Below are 14,442 nucleotides of genomic sequence, written 5' to 3' on the forward strand. Positions count from 1 at the left end.
ACCGCGTGCCAAAGCTTTGAACAGGACAAGTAACAATGCCACATGAACCCAATTTCATGTGGCATTGTTACATTGAATTGTTACATTGATTAGCGGTCACTTCTGCAGGATAGATGAGCGGCTTGATCGCAGCGCCAAGCTGGCAACAAGGCCATTTTATGGCTGCCAATATCACGATCCATCAAGTCGATAAAATCGCCACTTCTTTGACATAGCTATGAAAATCCGCCAAACTCTCTTCCAACAATTCATCGTCGCTCAGATGCTTGGCATATTCGATCCACAGTAGCAGCTGATAAATGCTGTTAAATTCACTGGCATTGAACTGCTTAACAAACTGCTTGATTGTCGCTTCATCCGCCAAATTCAGACGGCTATACCAAGTCTCAATCTTGGCGATCTGCTCTGGTGTAAATTTGCATTCAAACAACGCCGCGGTCAAACTATGACGATCTTCTTCGACGATCAGCTTGCCGATACGCTTGATTTGGCGGTTTTTGGCGGCTGCCGAGCTGATGCTGGATAACTGCGCCAATTCATCCAAAAAATATTCGCTGACTGGCAGATTTTTTTGTTGTTTTTTGGAGAGATTGGCAAGTGGCAACGCCAGTGCCTGCAAGCGTTCGTGGGATTTTTTGATTTCGGTGCGAGAGACTCGCATATCCATTTTTGACCAGTCTATCATAAAGCTCTCAAGTTATATTGTTCAATTTTTAATCAGTTTAGCGCAGATGGCAAACCATGCCCAAGGTTTAATCAGCAGCACCAATAGCGTTTTTCACGGTGCTTGGTTTTGATCATCATCTCATCAGGCAGCAGCTTGGCAAGCCTATCCTCCACGCCACGTGTCACATACACCGAGCGATGCTTACCGCCCGTGCAGCCGATGGCAATGGTGAGGCTGTGGCGGTTATTGTGCAAGAAATTTGGCAACCACTTACCCAAAAACTCGGCAATATCATCCGCCATCGCATCGACTTCTGGATACTGCCCAAAAAACGCTTTTACCGACTCATCTTCACCTGTCTGCGCGCGCAGTGTCTCATCCCAATGCGGATTGGGCAAGATACGCACATCAAACACAAAATCGGCATCGATCGGCGTGCCATATTTAAAGCCAAACGACAGCAGATTCACCGTGACCTTTGTCTCAACGCCCAGATGATCACGCACCCGCTCTTTGAGTTCATGGGTGTTTAGCAGGCTCGTGTTAATCTTAATATCAGCAAGCTGGGCGATGGGCTCAAGTAGCTCAATCTCACTGTGAATTGCTTTGGGCAGATTGCCTACCGTGCCATTTGCCATCAACGGATGCACACGGCGTGTCGCCCCAAATCGTGCCACCAGCACTGGCTCATCTGCCGTGACATACAGAACTTTGATGGCGGATTCACCGTATTGGCGAATCAGCTCTTCGTGTACGGTTGGGAAATTGGACAAATCCGCCCCTGGTACACGCACATCAACGCCCAGTGCGATTTTACGGATGTTGGTATCATCGGTCAAGCGAGCCACCGCCCCTGCCAGCAGTGATGGCGGCAAATTATCGATGACATAATAGCCAAAGTCTTCTAGGATATTGAGCACCGAAGTCTTACCTGAGCCACTACGCCCTGAAACAATGATGATTGAAATTGGGCTGTCTTGTACCTGTTTCATGTGAAACCTTTTTTGTCATCAATTGACCAACGAATACCGCACCATGACCACAAGTAGCACGCTATCTTGCTTGGGTCAAATCCACTTCCAGATTATCCAACAGGCGTGCCTTACCAAGCCATGCCGCCGCCAAAATCACCAAAGCTTTGTCCGCTTGGCTGACAGTTTGTAATTGTCGATTATAAATTTCTAGATAATCCACCACAAAGCCTGCTTGGGTCAGCGTCGCCTTGGCATCATCAATCAAAGCACCATAATCAATGATACTTGCCCGTGCAAGCTTGTCCGCCAATGCTTGCAATGTCTGTGATAGCACAGGTGCAACCGCTCGCTCATCGACACTCAGATACTGATTGCGTGATGATAATGCCAAACCATCATCGGCTCGCACGATGTCAGCACCGATGATGTCAATACCAAAGTTCAGCTCATCATTGAGCTGTCTGATGATGGCAAGCTGTTGGTAGTCTTTTTTGCCAAAGACCGCCACATCAGGACGCACGATGTTGAATAATTTACTCACCACCAAACCTACGCCATCAAAATGCGTCGGACGGGATTTGCCACACAATAGCTTGGTAATCTCACCTGAGAGCACCTGCACATTCGGCGGATAAGTCGGATACATCTCATCGACGCTCGGCGCAAAAACAAAATCCACGCCCACATCACTGAGTGCCGCCACATCCGCATCCAGTGTGCGTGGATAGCTGTCAAAATCTTCACCCACGCCAAACTGAGTCGGATTGACAAAAATACTCACCACCACGACATCAGCATGGGTGCGAGCGATTTTGGTAAGGGTCAAATGCCCCTCATGCAGATTACCCATCGTCGGCACTAAGGTGATTTTGCCTTGAGTAGCAGACAATGCGGCTTGCAGTTCAGTGATGGTATGAAAAATTTGCATCAGCGTATCCTTATTGTTGTAATTATGGGATTAAAAGGTATGCTCATCGGTTGGGAAAGTTTGGCTCTTGACTGCTTGATGATAAGCAGCAAATGCCCCTGTGATATCGCCTGTCACATTGGTGCTGTCTGTCATAAAATTTTTGACAAATTTGGCAGGCTTACGAGTATAGACGCCCAGCATATCATGCATGACAAGCACTTGGCCATCAGTATCCACGCCTGCACCGATACCGATGACTGGCACGCTGACCGATTGGGTCACTTGCTTGGCAAGTGCCGCTGGCACGCACTCAAGCAGTACCATCGCGGCACCTGCCTGCACCAAAATCTGCACATCCTCCAGTAGCTTGGCAGCAGCTTCATCAGTCTTGCCCTGCACCTTATAGCCACCAAAGACGTTGACAAGCTGTGGTGTCAGCCCCAGATGCACGCAGGTCGGCACGCCTGCTTGTGCCAGTACTCGTACCGTCTCGGCAAGCTCACGACCGCCTTCGATTTTGACGACATTGGCACCAGCTTGCATCACAGCACGGCTACTATTGATGGCATCAGACAAAGTGGCATAACTCAAAAATGGCAAATCGCATAAAATCAGTGCAGTGCGATTGGCACGAGCGATATTGGCAGTGTGATATGCCATATCCGCTACCGTCACAGGCAGAGTCGAATCATGACCCTGTACCACCATGCCCAGACTGTCACCGACCAAAATGGTCTCAATCCCTGCTTGATCCATCGCATGGGCGAAACTGGCATCATAGCAAGTTAGGCAAGAGAATTTCTCGCCTTTGGCTTTGAGTTTGTTTAGCGTGCTTAAGGTGACTGGTGGCTTGGCAGGTGTGGCAAGATAGCTCATTATTATAATTCCAAAATTGTCATTGCAAAATCTTAGCCAAAAATGGCTTGGCGATCGCTGGATTAATGGTGGTTTATTTTGCCAATTCAAGCCCTTGCCAATCTTGGGCGGCAGGTAGCTGTGCCAATGCTTGCCCCTGTACCATCAAGTCAGGCGTCAGCTCAAGCAGTGGAATCAGCACAAAATTACGCAGCATCAACTCTTTGTGCGGGACAATCAGTCGCTCGTTATCGATCATGGCGTCGCCATACAGCAGGACATCGACATCTAGACTTCGCTCACCCCAATGGCGTAGCCGTACCCGCCCCGCACCCGTCTCAAGACTTTGGCAAAAATCAAGCAATGCCAAGGGTGATAAGCTGGTCTTTGCCATCAATACCGCATTGACAAAATCAGGCTGATCGGTGACGCCATACGCCTTGGATGTATATAGCGATGACACCTTGACATCATCAAAATCATCACTATCCACAAACGCTGTGATGGCGTTGCCGATATGCTCGGTGGGCGTGCCAAGCGCATTACTGATATTACCGCCCAATCCGATATAACAAATGGTCATCTGTCCATCCATCACTCATCTGCCTTTGGCTTAGCATTGGACTTGCGACGACGGCGTTTTGGCTTGTCTGTCGCATCATCCGCCACCACAGCGGCATTGGAGTTGGCTGTTGATTGATTTGCCTTAGCTTTACTGCTTGGCTTGGCAGCTTTGGTGCGTTTGTTGCTGGCTGCTGGTTTGGCCTGACGGCGTTTTGGCGTGGTGCTTTCTTGACTGAATAAGCCATCATCTTGCGCTGCCACATCGCTTTCACTAAGTCCAGCTTCGCGCTCGATGATGGATAAGTTTGATGATGGCTTGCGCTTACGATGGCGCGATGGCGGAATGTATGGCTCGTCATTGGCCAGCAATTTGGCAAAATCCGCTTCACTAAACTCCACTGGATCAAATACAGGCACAGGCTTAGTCGGCTCAAGCTGCGCTACTTTTAAGGATTTGGCAGCATCTTTGACCACAGCCTCAGCGCCCGGCACCACGAACAGTGGCTCAGGGCGCGTGGCGATCACCTCATCACTGCGCAGTGACAGCTCTCTCAGCTGATCAAGTTCGCGGCTTTTGGCGTCTTTATTGCGCTCGCGGCGGCGGCGCTTGGGAATGCCTGATTCGGATCCGAAATTCTCAATCATCAGCGCTTTATCAGAAGCCGATGCCTCTTGATAGGCTTGCCACCATGCGCCCATGCCATTGGTCGGCTCGGTGAGCGGATGATTATCATGGCTTTCTCGCATCACCAAAAAGTCAAATGCCGCCCGAAACTTCGGCAAGCGTTCAAGGTTGGCGATGTCGCGCACGCGTGGATTGACAAGCTTCGGCTGCAAGATCCAAATATCGCTGATAAATTGCTCGGCAAACTTTGGAATCGCGGTCTTAATCCGCTGAGCATCGATGGTTTTTTCGGCAGCTTTGAGCTGTGCTTCATGAAATGGCAGGCCGCGCTTTTTGTATTTTGCCAATTGATGCAGATAATTTTCCCACAGCATCGCTGCATAAAAGAACGCAGGATTGACGCTTTTGCCCATCGCCACACGACGATCGGTATTGATTGCCACCGCTGTCATCAGCACAGTCGGCTCATTTGGCGCATAATTCATCAAGCTGTTCATCGCGCCATGTTTAAATAGTAAAGGCAACAGCGCAGCCAAATAGCCGCCGCCAAACATCTTTTGGCTCTCGTCATACAAACGATGCGCTGATACTTGCTCAAGTAGCGCCCAATTATCCTCATGAAATTGAGCCGCCAACGCATCATCAAACTCAAAGCCCAGTTTTGCCTTAAAGCGCAATGCGCGCAATAGGCGCACAGGGTCCTCTTCAATGCGTACACGCGCATCACCCAATAGGCGCAAAACCTTATTTTCGATGTCATCGAGCGCACCACAAAAATCCAGTACCTCACCTTTGATCGGCTGATAATACAAGGCATTGATACTAAAATCACGGCGCGCAAAATCTTGCTCAATATCGCCCCAGACATTGTCGCGGGTAATCATGCCCTCATCCGTGGTGTGCGTGTCATCTTTGGGCGGCGCACGAAAAGTCGCCACCTCGATCATCTCACGGCCAGAATACACATGAGCCAGCTGAAAACGACGCCCGATGATACGGCAACGACCACCAAAAATCGCCTTAATCTCATAAGGTCGTGCGTCGGTGACGGCATCAAAATCTTTGGGCGCAAGGCCAAGCAAGCTGTCACGCACACCGCCACCGACGATGTACGCCTCAAAGCCTGCTTTATGGAGTGCGCCGATGACCTCGACGATGCTGTGCGGCAAGCTGCCTTTTTGTAGTTGCAGGGATTTTGCCGAATGCGTGCTACGCATGATTTTCTTTTGTTTTGGCTTTTTAGGCGATCTGCCCATGCCTACTCCTTGATGTTGGGAAATGTCCCATAAAGTTATCTTACTAAACCCTTTATTTTAACGCGTATCTGCCAAAAAAGCGAATAAAAAACACAATTTCATCACATCACCACCCTTTTGGGGCATAGAATCTGCCAGTGCGATGCGGTGGTGAACCTGTCAATTTGGCCAAACTTTGGTTAACGCGACATGACGCTTAGGCGATGGCGATTTTTGTTTAAAGTCGCAGCACCAATGCCCTTGACATATAACAGCTCATCGACACTGCCAAAGCTACCATTGGCTTTGCGATACTCGATGATGGCAGCTGCAGTGGTATGCCCGATGCCTGTCAATGAAGTCAGCTCGGCAGCACTGGCGGTGTTGATATTGATGATCTTGGCATGCGTGCGATCATATTTTGTTAAGGCCTCATAAGCGCTGATGGCATCAGGATAGCACTGCTTGGGCGTGACTGTATTTGCCAATGACTGATGAGTAATACTTAATAATATCAGTATGGATAGCGCACAACTTTTCATCATAGCCCTGTTGTCTTTGCCAAATCCCACAGCCGATCCATCTCATCGAGCGTCGCATCATTCACCGATTTGTCTTGTTCGATGAGCCGATCTTCGATAAACTCAAAGCGTCGGCGAAACTTCATCACCGCTCCCAAAGTCGCCATCTCACTATTGACACCAAGCTTGCGAGCGACATTCACCAAGCTAAAGAAACAATCACCGATCTCATCGCTTACCTTTTGGCTATTGATGTTTGCTTTATCCAGATAATTACCCTTGGCATCACGGATCAGCTCGGCAAGCTCGCCGATTTCTTCATATAATTTTGCCACAGCACCATCAAGATGATCCCAATCAAAGCCGACTTTGGCAGCGGCTTTTTGGACATCTTGGGCTTGCATCAGACTACTGCCTGCATTGACATCCAAGATACGGCGTGGCGGCTTGCCTTGATTTTCAAGTGCTTTAATCTCATCCCAACGGCGTTTGACATCTTCGTCAGTTTTTAGATTTTCTTTATCAAATACATGGGGATGGCGACGGATTAACTTTTCCATCAACTGATAAATCACATCACCAAAATCAAACTTACCCTGCTCACAGTACAAATGTGCGTGAAACACGACTTGTAATAGCACATCACCAAGCTCACCTTTGATATCATCCATATCGCCACGCCCGATGGCTTCGGCAAGCTCATAGGCCTCTTCGATGGCGTATGGCACTAGGCTTTGGTTGGTCTGCTTGGCATCCCACGGGCAGTCGCGTCGCAGGCGCGCCATCAAAGCAAGTAAATCGGCAATGTCTCGGCTTGGGGTCATGTGATTATCCTAAAATAAAACCATCGATGGGAATTATAACATCTCTTCGAGTCGCACGATTTCATCTTGCAATTGCACTTTAATGTCTGCAAAATACTGCTGCCAATCATCGATTTGCATAATCTCTTGATAGCTTTCACTGTCTTTAATTGTACAAATTTGCTGTTCTAGCTTGGCAATTTTTGCCTTTAGTGTTGCAATCTCGGCGTGCAATTCGTCTTTTTGGTTGACCGTATCTGATTTGGCTTTAAAGACACCGTTTTGCAATTGCTTCAAAATATTTTGCACCGCTTGCAAATCATTCTTCTCATATGCATGGTTAAGCTCAACAAAAATTTCTTGAGCTTGATTTTTTATCTCATCACTAACTCGGTCAGGATGACATATCTGGCTGGCTTTGCGATAAGCCTGTTTCAATGCTCTTTTTTCTTCATTGCTTAATTGAATAATTTGCTTTTCTCGCTCTTGAATTACTTGCTTTCGATAAGCTTGTTCATCCTGCTCTGCTTCTCGGTATTCTTCTTCATTGCTTGCCAACTGTTTCTTGAGAAATAATAAACGCTCAATACAATCACCCAGTGCTTCTGTATGAGCATGATGAAAATCTGAAAGCAACTTTTCAAGCTCGGTTTTTTCTGTATCATATGCCAGCAGCTGATGCTCAAGCTTTCGAATTTCAAACTTCAGTGCGGTCAATTCTGCATCAACAAACAAAGTGATCTGCTTATTTTTCTGAATGAACTCTTCAATCAGCTGTATTGCCTGATGATACTGCTGCGCATGTAAACTTTGAATAATCAAATCCAATTCATCATGCTGATATGCTGCCAACTTATCTTGCTCTCTAGCAATATCCTCTTCGTCTTCTAGCAAAATGTAATTTTTTAAAATATCTAGTCGCCGAATAACTTTGTTCAAATCAAAATCGACCGATTGTGCATTCTGCATTGAACCAAAATACATTTGACGAAGTGCAACAAATTGATTGATAAATTGCCTCGCCAACACATCATCACCTTTGGTAATGATAATATTTTCATGATTCTTTTGAGCCTTATAACTCCAATTGTATGAACCAGTTATCACTGTATAGCCATCAATCACACAGAATTTATTATGCATCAAATCCATATTGCCATCGCCAACCCGATAGATGGCAGACTTACCCAAATTGAGTTGCTCAAAATCAATGGCATTTTGGTTGATGTCATCGTTGGAAATCATCAATTGTACTTTAACATCTGATTGTGCTTTTTGTAGCAAAGCAGCAAACAGTTCTCGGTGAGTAAACCAAGCAACTGCCACATAAATCTCTTGTTTGGCAGATTGGATTTCTGTTTGTATTCGTTCGGCGATATTAGAAAAGAGCGCTTCAGTTTGCATGGTTAAGCATCCTCATTCTAAATTCGACTATAGAATGACCATAGAAAATAATTTCTTGATTTGGTGGATAATCATCGCCAAAATAAATAGAGCAATTTGGCAATAAAGTACTTAGTTGATCAATTTGCCATTGACTGATTGGATTATCTACTAAAACCAAATCTGTTAATTTTGTGAGTCCTGCCAATGAAGTCACATTGGTAATTTGGTTTGACCTAAGATCCAAAAACTCCAAATCCACCAAATCTGTCAAGCTTTCAACATTAGTGATATTATTTTCACCCAAGCTTAGCAATCTTAAATTCTTTAGGTTTTTTAAGGGGAGAATATTGGAAATATTATTTGAAAATGCCTTTAGAACTTCAAGACCGCTTAGGTCTTGTAAGCAAGATATTTCAGAAATATGATTAAAGCTACAATCAAATTCTTTTAGATTATAACAATTGATTTTAGATAAGTGCTCAATATCTGATAATCCATTCCCACGAATGTTTAATCTCTCCAACTTTGCCAAATCCGATAAAACAACCCTACCCCAGTTAAAGTCAGAACAAAACTCAATTTCCAAAGTTTTAAGATGATGCATCTTTTCAAGATTTAAATAAGGAATTGATTTAGCACACCCCATGCTTAAATAAACCAAATTGTTCAGATTTTCAAGACATGAAAAATCAGAAATATTTTCTGCAGTAAACTCAAGTGATTTTAGGCTTATCAATTGTGCCAAAGGGCTAATATCATAGAGCTTTTGACCGCCAAAAACCAAATTCTCCAAATGTTTTAAACTCGTCAAATAAGAAATATCATCAATATCTAAAGGAGTCCAAATTATACCACACTCGTAGTTTGCCAATTCTAGGCTTTTTAACTTCGGTAAGGATTGAACAAAATCTAGTTTAATATACCCTGACATATCCTCAAAGCTAAGCTCTGATAAATTTTTCAAATAAGACAAACATTGCACATATTGAAATTCATCTTGAGATAAATAACCACGAATACTTAACCCTGATTTTGCAGTCAAATCACTTAATATGTCTCGCATTCTCTGCTTGTCATGCTCGACCTCCCATATTTCCTCACCCCAATGCAGATATGATTGAGTTAGCCCCCACTTCCATTCCACTGTAAGACCACTCCACCAGCGCCAATGTTGCTCAAAAGGATCGATATTTGCCAATAGTTTATTGGCAATGGATAGGCTGGTACTTACTCTAGATAGGGCAATTTGCGTATCAGCGATTGCTAATGTTGGTAGATTTTGTTTGGTCATGATAAGTCCTTTATACTAATTTTTTTCACCCAGTTTGTTTATGTTAAGATAAACGACTAATAAACCCAATTAGGAGGTAAAATATGAAATTTGATCTGCAACACAAAACAAATATCAGTGTACTACATTGCATCATTAATGCAAAACCATCATCATCGCCAGATACATGTGTGCAATACAGACCCGATAGTTTTGATTTATGTGAAACTTATAAAAATGCGATCAGTCATATTAATTCAAATACTAATCAAATCACAAATCAAAGAATCACACTTGAAATCACAATATTGAATTATCCCGATGATACGCAAATTCTTGTTGAACAGGAAAAGAGTGCCTTAAATTCACTCCCTGAGGATAGCAAGCTTTTTAAAATATTTTCTCAAATTGCTATCAAAGTCGAAGATACTACATATATCATCTATGGGCAAGAATAAATGTGATTTAAAGTACAAAACCATCGATGGGTATGATACCACAATCGATGGTTTTTGAGTGTTTTGCCTTGGCGGATTATTGTGCCAAATCTGCAAACAATGCGGTCGATAAATAACGCTCGCCTGATGATGGGATAATCACCACAATCAGCTTGCCTGCGTTCTCATCACGAGCCGCCAGCTCCAGTGCCGCCTTCACTGCCGCACCTGATGAGATACCAACAAGCAGACCTTCTTTGGCAGCCAACTCACGAGCCACCTTAAAGGCATCGTCATTCGCCACCGTCACAATCTCATCGTAAATCTCGGTGTTCAGCACTGCTGGCACAAAGCCTGCGCCGATGCCTTGGATTGGGTGTGGGCCTTTTTGGCCACCAGAGAGTACCGGCGATGCTTGTGGTTCGACGGCGACGACTTGCACGCTGTCTTTTTTGGCTTTTAACACTTCACCCACACCAGTGATGGTACCGCCTGTACCCACACCTGCGACCAAGATATCCACTTGACCGTCAGTATCATTCCAAATCTCTTGGGCGGTGGTGTCACGATGCACTTGTGGATTGGCAAGGTTGTCAAATTGGCGTGGCATAAAGTAGCCATCTTGTGCTGCCAGTTCATTCGCCTTGGCAATCGCACCACCCATGCCCTCAGCTGCTGGTGTCAGCACAAGCTCAGCACCATAAGCACGCAGTAGTGCACGACGCTCAAGGCTCATACTCTCAGGCATGGTGATGACAAGCTTATAACCGCGCGCCGCTGCTACCATTGCAAGGCCAATGCCAGTATTGCCACTGGTCGCCTCGACGATGGTGGTGTCTTTGGTGATTTGACCTGATTTTTCGGCATCATCAATCATCGCAAGAGCGATACGATCTTTGACAGAGCTTGCAGGGTTAAATGATTCAAGCTTCACCACCACACGAGCCTTCAGCCCTGCTGTTAGGTTTGATAGCTCAACCAGCGGTGTGTTGCCAACGAGTTCGGTGATATTTTTGGCGATTTTCATAAAAAAACTCCCTAGATGTGATTATTGTGCTATTAGCATAGCAAATTTTTTGACAATTTACCGCCAAATTCTTAGTCTAAAAATTGATAAACTTATGCGCAGATAAGCACTTTTGCAAAACTTTACCAAATCCAGTCACACATCCATCCAAGTCATGCTACAATAGACCAAATATCACCTCTACTCATTAGGAAAAATTATGAGCACATATGCCCCAATGACCATCGACTGCTTTAAGGCTTATGATGTGCGTGGCGAGCTTGGCGTCAATCTGGACGAGTCCATCGCTTATCGCATCGGCCGTGCTTTTGCACAGATTTTGGCAAATAACACCACACACAACCAACCTGCCATCGTCATCGGTGCAGACATTCGCCCATCAAGCTTTGCCCTAAAATCAGCCGCCATCGAGGGCATCACTGATGCCGGTGTCGATGTGATTGACCTTGGCATGACAGGCACTGAGGAAGTGTATTTTGCCACCAGTTTTTATGATGCTATCGGTGGCATCGAAGTCACCGCAAGCCACAACCCAATTAATTATAATGGCTTAAAAATGGTTCGTGAAAATTCTCGCCCAATCAGTGCTGATACGGGACTGGCTGAAGTACGTGCCTTGGCAGAAAGTGGTGAGTTTATTGATGCGCCAAAAGGGAGGGTGATTGAAAAATCAGACAAAACTGCCTACATCGATAAGCTGATGAGCTTTGTGGATACCGCCAAATTCACCGCCAAAAAAATCATCGTCAACAGCGGCAACGGCTCAGCAGGCCCTGTGGTTGATGCCATCGAAGCCCGCTTGGCGTCAGCTGGTGCACCGATTGAGCTGATCAAAGTGCATCATACGCCTGATGGCAGCTTCCCAAATGGTATCCCAAACCCAATGATCATCGCCAACCAAGCATCGACCCGTGATGCCGTGCTTACACATCAGGCGGATTTTGGTGTGGCGTTCGATGGTGACTTTGACCGCTGTTTCTTATTTGATGCCGATGGTCGATTTATCGATGGCAGTTATGTTGTCGGTATGCTTGCAGCGGCATTTTTACAAAAGCATCAGGGCGAGACCATCGTCTATGACCCACGCGTGATTTATAACACCGAACATGTCATCGAGCAGCTGGGCGGCACACCAGCACTGAGTAAATCTGGACATTCATTCATCAAGCAAGTGATGCGTGAAACAGGTGCCATCTATGGTGGCGAGATGTCAGCACATCATTATTTCAAAGAATTTTTCTACTGCGACAGCGGTATGGTGCCGTGGCTGCTATTGATTGAACTGTTATCAGTGACGGGCAAATCTTTGGCAGAACTTGTCGATGACTATATTACTGCATTTCCAAGTTCAGGCGAGCTTAATTTCAAGCTTGGACAGTCTGATGCAGCGACCATCAGCCAAGCTTTAGAAGATAAATATGGCGCGCTGAATCCTGCCAAAAATACGCTTGATGGCTTAAGTCTTGACTTTGGCGATTGGCGATTTAATCTGCGCTCAAGCAACACTGAGCCTTTGATTCGCCTAAATATCGAAACTCGTGGCGATGCGGATTTGCTTGATGAGAAAGTGCGTGAAATCATGGCATTTTTGGATGCGCATGGTGCGGTGCGTGCCGACCATTAGACCAGTTGGCGAAAACTCATTGATAACATACCCCAGCAAAACCCTTTGACAAGTGACGGCAAAGGGTTTTGGTTTGAGGTATTAAGACTTAAATTTATCGCCCACCAGTCCTTTGACGGTATTGAGAATATCAGCAGGCAGTACCACAGTTTTGGCGTTGTTTGACTGCGCCATGTCATTCATCGCCTTAATGTACTGCTCACCCAGCAGATAGACCACCGGCATCTCTTTGCCGTCCATCGCTTGTGAGATCAGACGAATCGATTCCTCTGAGCCACGCGCCAGCACCACTTGTGCTTCGGCATCACGACGCGATGCCTCGAGACGACCATCGGCTTCTAAGATGGCGGCTTGTTTTTGGCCATCAGCACGCGTCACCATCGCACGGCGTTGGCGCTCGGCGGCGGCTTGCTCTTCCATCGCCAGCTGCATGGTCGCTGATGGCTTGATGTCTTGGATCTCGACAGTCTTTAGGGTGATGCCCCAGTCGGAGATGTCATCGCTGATGGCGTGCTTGAGCTGCGCTTTGATCTGATCGCGACTGGACAATGCTGCATCCAGATCCATCTCGCCGATGATCGAGCGCAGTGAGGTCTGCACCAGATTGCGGATGCCATGCTCATAATTTTCGATGCCATAGACAGCGTGTTCAGGCTGCACGATGTTGATATAAGCCACGGCATTGGCGATGATCACGACATTGTCTCGGGTGATGACCTCTTGGCTTGGGATGTCAAGCACGATGTCTTTGGTGGTGACTTTATAGGCCACATTATCCACATAAGGAATGATAAAATTCAGACCCGGCTCTAGCGTCTGATGGTATTTACCCAGTCGCTGTACGATCCATTTTTCGCCTTGGGAGACCATTTTCACCCCTTTATAAATGGTGAAAACCACCAAGGCGATCAACGCCAAACCCACAATGCTCAGCTCCATAATTTTCCCCTTATTAATCAATGATAACGATCGTGATCGATCCTTTGAATTTGTGCTTTATTTTTTGGTGACGATCAGCTCATTGCCCATCACGCGGGTAACGATGACGCGCTCGCCCACAGCGATGGCTTGACCATCTGCGCTGCGGCACAGCCACTCGGCAGCACCAACTTTTGGCACCGAAAAACGCACGATGCCCGTACCACCATCACACACCACCTGCGTGATCATACCGATCTCACCGATAATCACCGCGCCACCCAGACCAGCTTTGGTACGCGTCTTGATGCGCGGCTGCACCAAGCGAAACCACAGTACACAAAACAGCACCGACAGCCCAAGCCACAGCATGACTTGTGCAAGCAGACCCATCGGCACAAACCAAGACACCACCGAAGTGATGAGCGCTGCCGCCCCAAACCATAAGGCCGCAAAACTTGGTAAAAATAACTCAAAAATCATGAGCAATAAGCCAATCACTGCCCAATGCCATGGCTGCAATCCCATCATCAACACCCCCTTATGACGCCATCATCCAAGGCGCGCAAGATCCATCGTGAAAGTCAGCACACCAAAAAAGCCGATGCGCGGCCATCGTCTCTGGC

Annotated in this window: 15 protein-coding genes; 2 read left to right on the top strand and 13 right to left on the bottom strand. The window is 46.2% G+C overall.

Annotated elements, in window-relative coordinates:
- Positions 1–181: 181 nt before the first annotated feature.
- The 10 genes from yjgA to AZ602_RS06580 form a co-directional block, all read right to left on the bottom strand.
- Positions 182–685: a ribosome biogenesis factor YjgA gene (yjgA, locus tag AZ602_RS06530; RefSeq protein WP_103034244.1), complete on the bottom strand. Its 504-nt coding sequence runs from the start codon at positions 683–685 to the stop codon at positions 182–184.
- A 71-nt stretch (positions 686–756) separates the two neighbouring features.
- Positions 757–1,659, bottom strand: a complete 903-nt coding sequence (gene rapZ, locus AZ602_RS06535) for an RNase adapter RapZ (RefSeq protein ID WP_103034245.1) — start codon at positions 1,657–1,659, stop codon at positions 757–759.
- Between the two features lie 61 nt (positions 1,660–1,720).
- The gene (gene panC / locus AZ602_RS06540; RefSeq protein WP_103034246.1) at positions 1,721–2,569 is read right to left on the bottom strand and encodes a pantoate--beta-alanine ligase; all 849 of its coding nucleotides are present in this window, start codon (positions 2,567–2,569) and stop codon (positions 1,721–1,723) included.
- 30 nt (positions 2,570–2,599) lie between these two features.
- Positions 2,600–3,427, bottom strand: coding sequence for a 3-methyl-2-oxobutanoate hydroxymethyltransferase (gene panB / locus AZ602_RS06545; RefSeq protein ID WP_103034247.1), 828 nt, complete (start codon positions 3,425–3,427; stop codon positions 2,600–2,602).
- A 73-nt stretch (positions 3,428–3,500) separates the two neighbouring features.
- Entirely contained in the window at positions 3,501–3,989 is a 489-nt protein-coding gene (folK, locus tag AZ602_RS06550; RefSeq protein ID WP_103034272.1) for a 2-amino-4-hydroxy-6-hydroxymethyldihydropteridine diphosphokinase, read from the bottom strand.
- 11 nt (positions 3,990–4,000) lie between these two features.
- Positions 4,001–5,851: a polynucleotide adenylyltransferase PcnB gene (gene pcnB / locus AZ602_RS06560; protein WP_103034248.1), complete on the bottom strand. Its 1,851-nt coding sequence runs from the start codon at positions 5,849–5,851 to the stop codon at positions 4,001–4,003.
- 179 nt (positions 5,852–6,030) lie between these two features.
- Positions 6,031–6,372, bottom strand: coding sequence for a ComEA family DNA-binding protein (locus AZ602_RS06565; RefSeq protein ID WP_103034274.1), 342 nt, complete (start codon positions 6,370–6,372; stop codon positions 6,031–6,033).
- Positions 6,372–7,175: a nucleoside triphosphate pyrophosphohydrolase gene (mazG, locus tag AZ602_RS06570; RefSeq protein ID WP_103034249.1), complete on the bottom strand. Its 804-nt coding sequence runs from the start codon at positions 7,173–7,175 to the stop codon at positions 6,372–6,374. Before mazG ends, AZ602_RS06565 begins: the two co-directional genes overlap by 1 nt.
- 33 nt (positions 7,176–7,208) lie before the next feature.
- Positions 7,209–8,558, bottom strand: coding sequence for a phospholipase D-like domain-containing protein (locus AZ602_RS06575; protein ID WP_103034250.1), 1,350 nt, complete (start codon positions 8,556–8,558; stop codon positions 7,209–7,211).
- Positions 8,548–9,831 (bottom strand): leucine-rich repeat domain-containing protein, encoded by a 1,284-nt coding sequence (locus tag AZ602_RS06580; RefSeq protein ID WP_103034251.1) that lies wholly within the window; start codon positions 9,829–9,831, stop codon positions 8,548–8,550. The genes AZ602_RS06575 and AZ602_RS06580 overlap by 11 nt, the downstream gene beginning before the upstream one ends.
- 83 nt (positions 9,832–9,914) lie before the next feature.
- Between AZ602_RS06580 and AZ602_RS06585 the strand changes: the two genes are divergently transcribed.
- Positions 9,915–10,268 carry a hypothetical protein gene (locus AZ602_RS06585; protein ID WP_103034252.1) on the top strand — a complete coding sequence of 118 codons (354 nt, stop codon included), beginning with the start codon at positions 9,915–9,917 and terminating at the stop codon, positions 10,266–10,268.
- 76 nt (positions 10,269–10,344) lie between these two features.
- Here AZ602_RS06585 and cysK read toward each other — a convergent pair whose 3' ends face one another.
- On the bottom strand, positions 10,345–11,274 hold the full coding sequence (gene cysK / locus AZ602_RS06590; protein ID WP_103034253.1) for a cysteine synthase A: 930 nt from the start codon (positions 11,272–11,274) through the stop codon (positions 10,345–10,347).
- Positions 11,275–11,473: 199 nt separating this feature from the next.
- On the opposite strand from cysK, the gene AZ602_RS06595 reads away from it, so the two are divergent.
- Complete coding sequence (locus AZ602_RS06595; RefSeq protein WP_103034254.1) at positions 11,474–12,898, top strand: phosphomannomutase CpsG; 1,425 nt, start codon at positions 11,474–11,476, stop codon at positions 12,896–12,898.
- A gap of 81 nt (positions 12,899–12,979) precedes the next feature.
- Here AZ602_RS06595 and AZ602_RS06600 read toward each other — a convergent pair whose 3' ends face one another.
- The gene (locus AZ602_RS06600) at positions 12,980–13,837 is read right to left on the bottom strand and encodes an SPFH domain-containing protein (RefSeq protein WP_103034255.1); all 858 of its coding nucleotides are present in this window, start codon (positions 13,835–13,837) and stop codon (positions 12,980–12,982) included.
- A gap of 57 nt (positions 13,838–13,894) precedes the next feature.
- The gene (locus tag AZ602_RS06605) at positions 13,895–14,344 is read right to left on the bottom strand and encodes an NfeD family protein (RefSeq protein WP_103034275.1); all 450 of its coding nucleotides are present in this window, start codon (positions 14,342–14,344) and stop codon (positions 13,895–13,897) included.
- Positions 14,345–14,442 lie beyond the last annotated feature (98 nt).

It is taken from the genome of Moraxella sp. RCAD0137, from assembly GCF_002894025.1.
Taxonomy (GTDB): domain Bacteria; phylum Pseudomonadota; class Gammaproteobacteria; order Pseudomonadales; family Moraxellaceae; genus Moraxella; species Moraxella porci.

Bases quoted from the DNA above. Each gene is read 5' to 3' on its own strand.
- yjgA (WP_103034244.1), bottom strand. From the start codon at position 685: ATGATAGACTGGTCAAAAATGGATATGCGAGTCTCTCGCACCGAAATC.
- pcnB (WP_103034248.1), bottom strand. From the start codon at position 5,851: ATGGGCAGATCGCCTAAAAAGCCAAAACAAAAGAAAATCATGCGTAGC.
- rapZ (WP_103034245.1), bottom strand. From the start codon at position 1,659: ATGAAACAGGTACAAGACAGCCCAATTTCAATCATCATTGTTTCAGGG.
- AZ602_RS06600 (WP_103034255.1), bottom strand. From the start codon at position 13,837: ATGGAGCTGAGCATTGTGGGTTTGGCGTTGATCGCCTTGGTGGTTTTC.
- folK (WP_103034272.1), bottom strand. From the start codon at position 3,989: ATGACCATTTGTTATATCGGATTGGGCGGTAATATCAGTAATGCGCTT.
- mazG (WP_103034249.1), bottom strand. From the start codon at position 7,175: ATGACCCCAAGCCGAGACATTGCCGATTTACTTGCTTTGATGGCGCGC.
- AZ602_RS06580 (WP_103034251.1), bottom strand. From the start codon at position 9,831: ATGACCAAACAAAATCTACCAACATTAGCAATCGCTGATACGCAAATT.
- cysK (WP_103034253.1), bottom strand. From the start codon at position 11,274: ATGAAAATCGCCAAAAATATCACCGAACTCGTTGGCAACACACCGCTG.
- AZ602_RS06575 (WP_103034250.1), bottom strand. From the start codon at position 8,558: ATGCAAACTGAAGCGCTCTTTTCTAATATCGCCGAACGAATACAAACA.
- AZ602_RS06605 (WP_103034275.1), bottom strand. From the start codon at position 14,344: ATGGGATTGCAGCCATGGCATTGGGCAGTGATTGGCTTATTGCTCATG.
- panB (WP_103034247.1), bottom strand. From the start codon at position 3,427: ATGAGCTATCTTGCCACACCTGCCAAGCCACCAGTCACCTTAAGCACG.
- panC (WP_103034246.1), bottom strand. From the start codon at position 2,569: ATGCAAATTTTTCATACCATCACTGAACTGCAAGCCGCATTGTCTGCT.
- AZ602_RS06565 (WP_103034274.1), bottom strand. From the start codon at position 6,372: ATGAAAAGTTGTGCGCTATCCATACTGATATTATTAAGTATTACTCAT.
- AZ602_RS06595 (WP_103034254.1), top strand. From the start codon at position 11,474: ATGAGCACATATGCCCCAATGACCATCGACTGCTTTAAGGCTTATGAT.
- AZ602_RS06585 (WP_103034252.1), top strand. From the start codon at position 9,915: ATGAAATTTGATCTGCAACACAAAACAAATATCAGTGTACTACATTGC.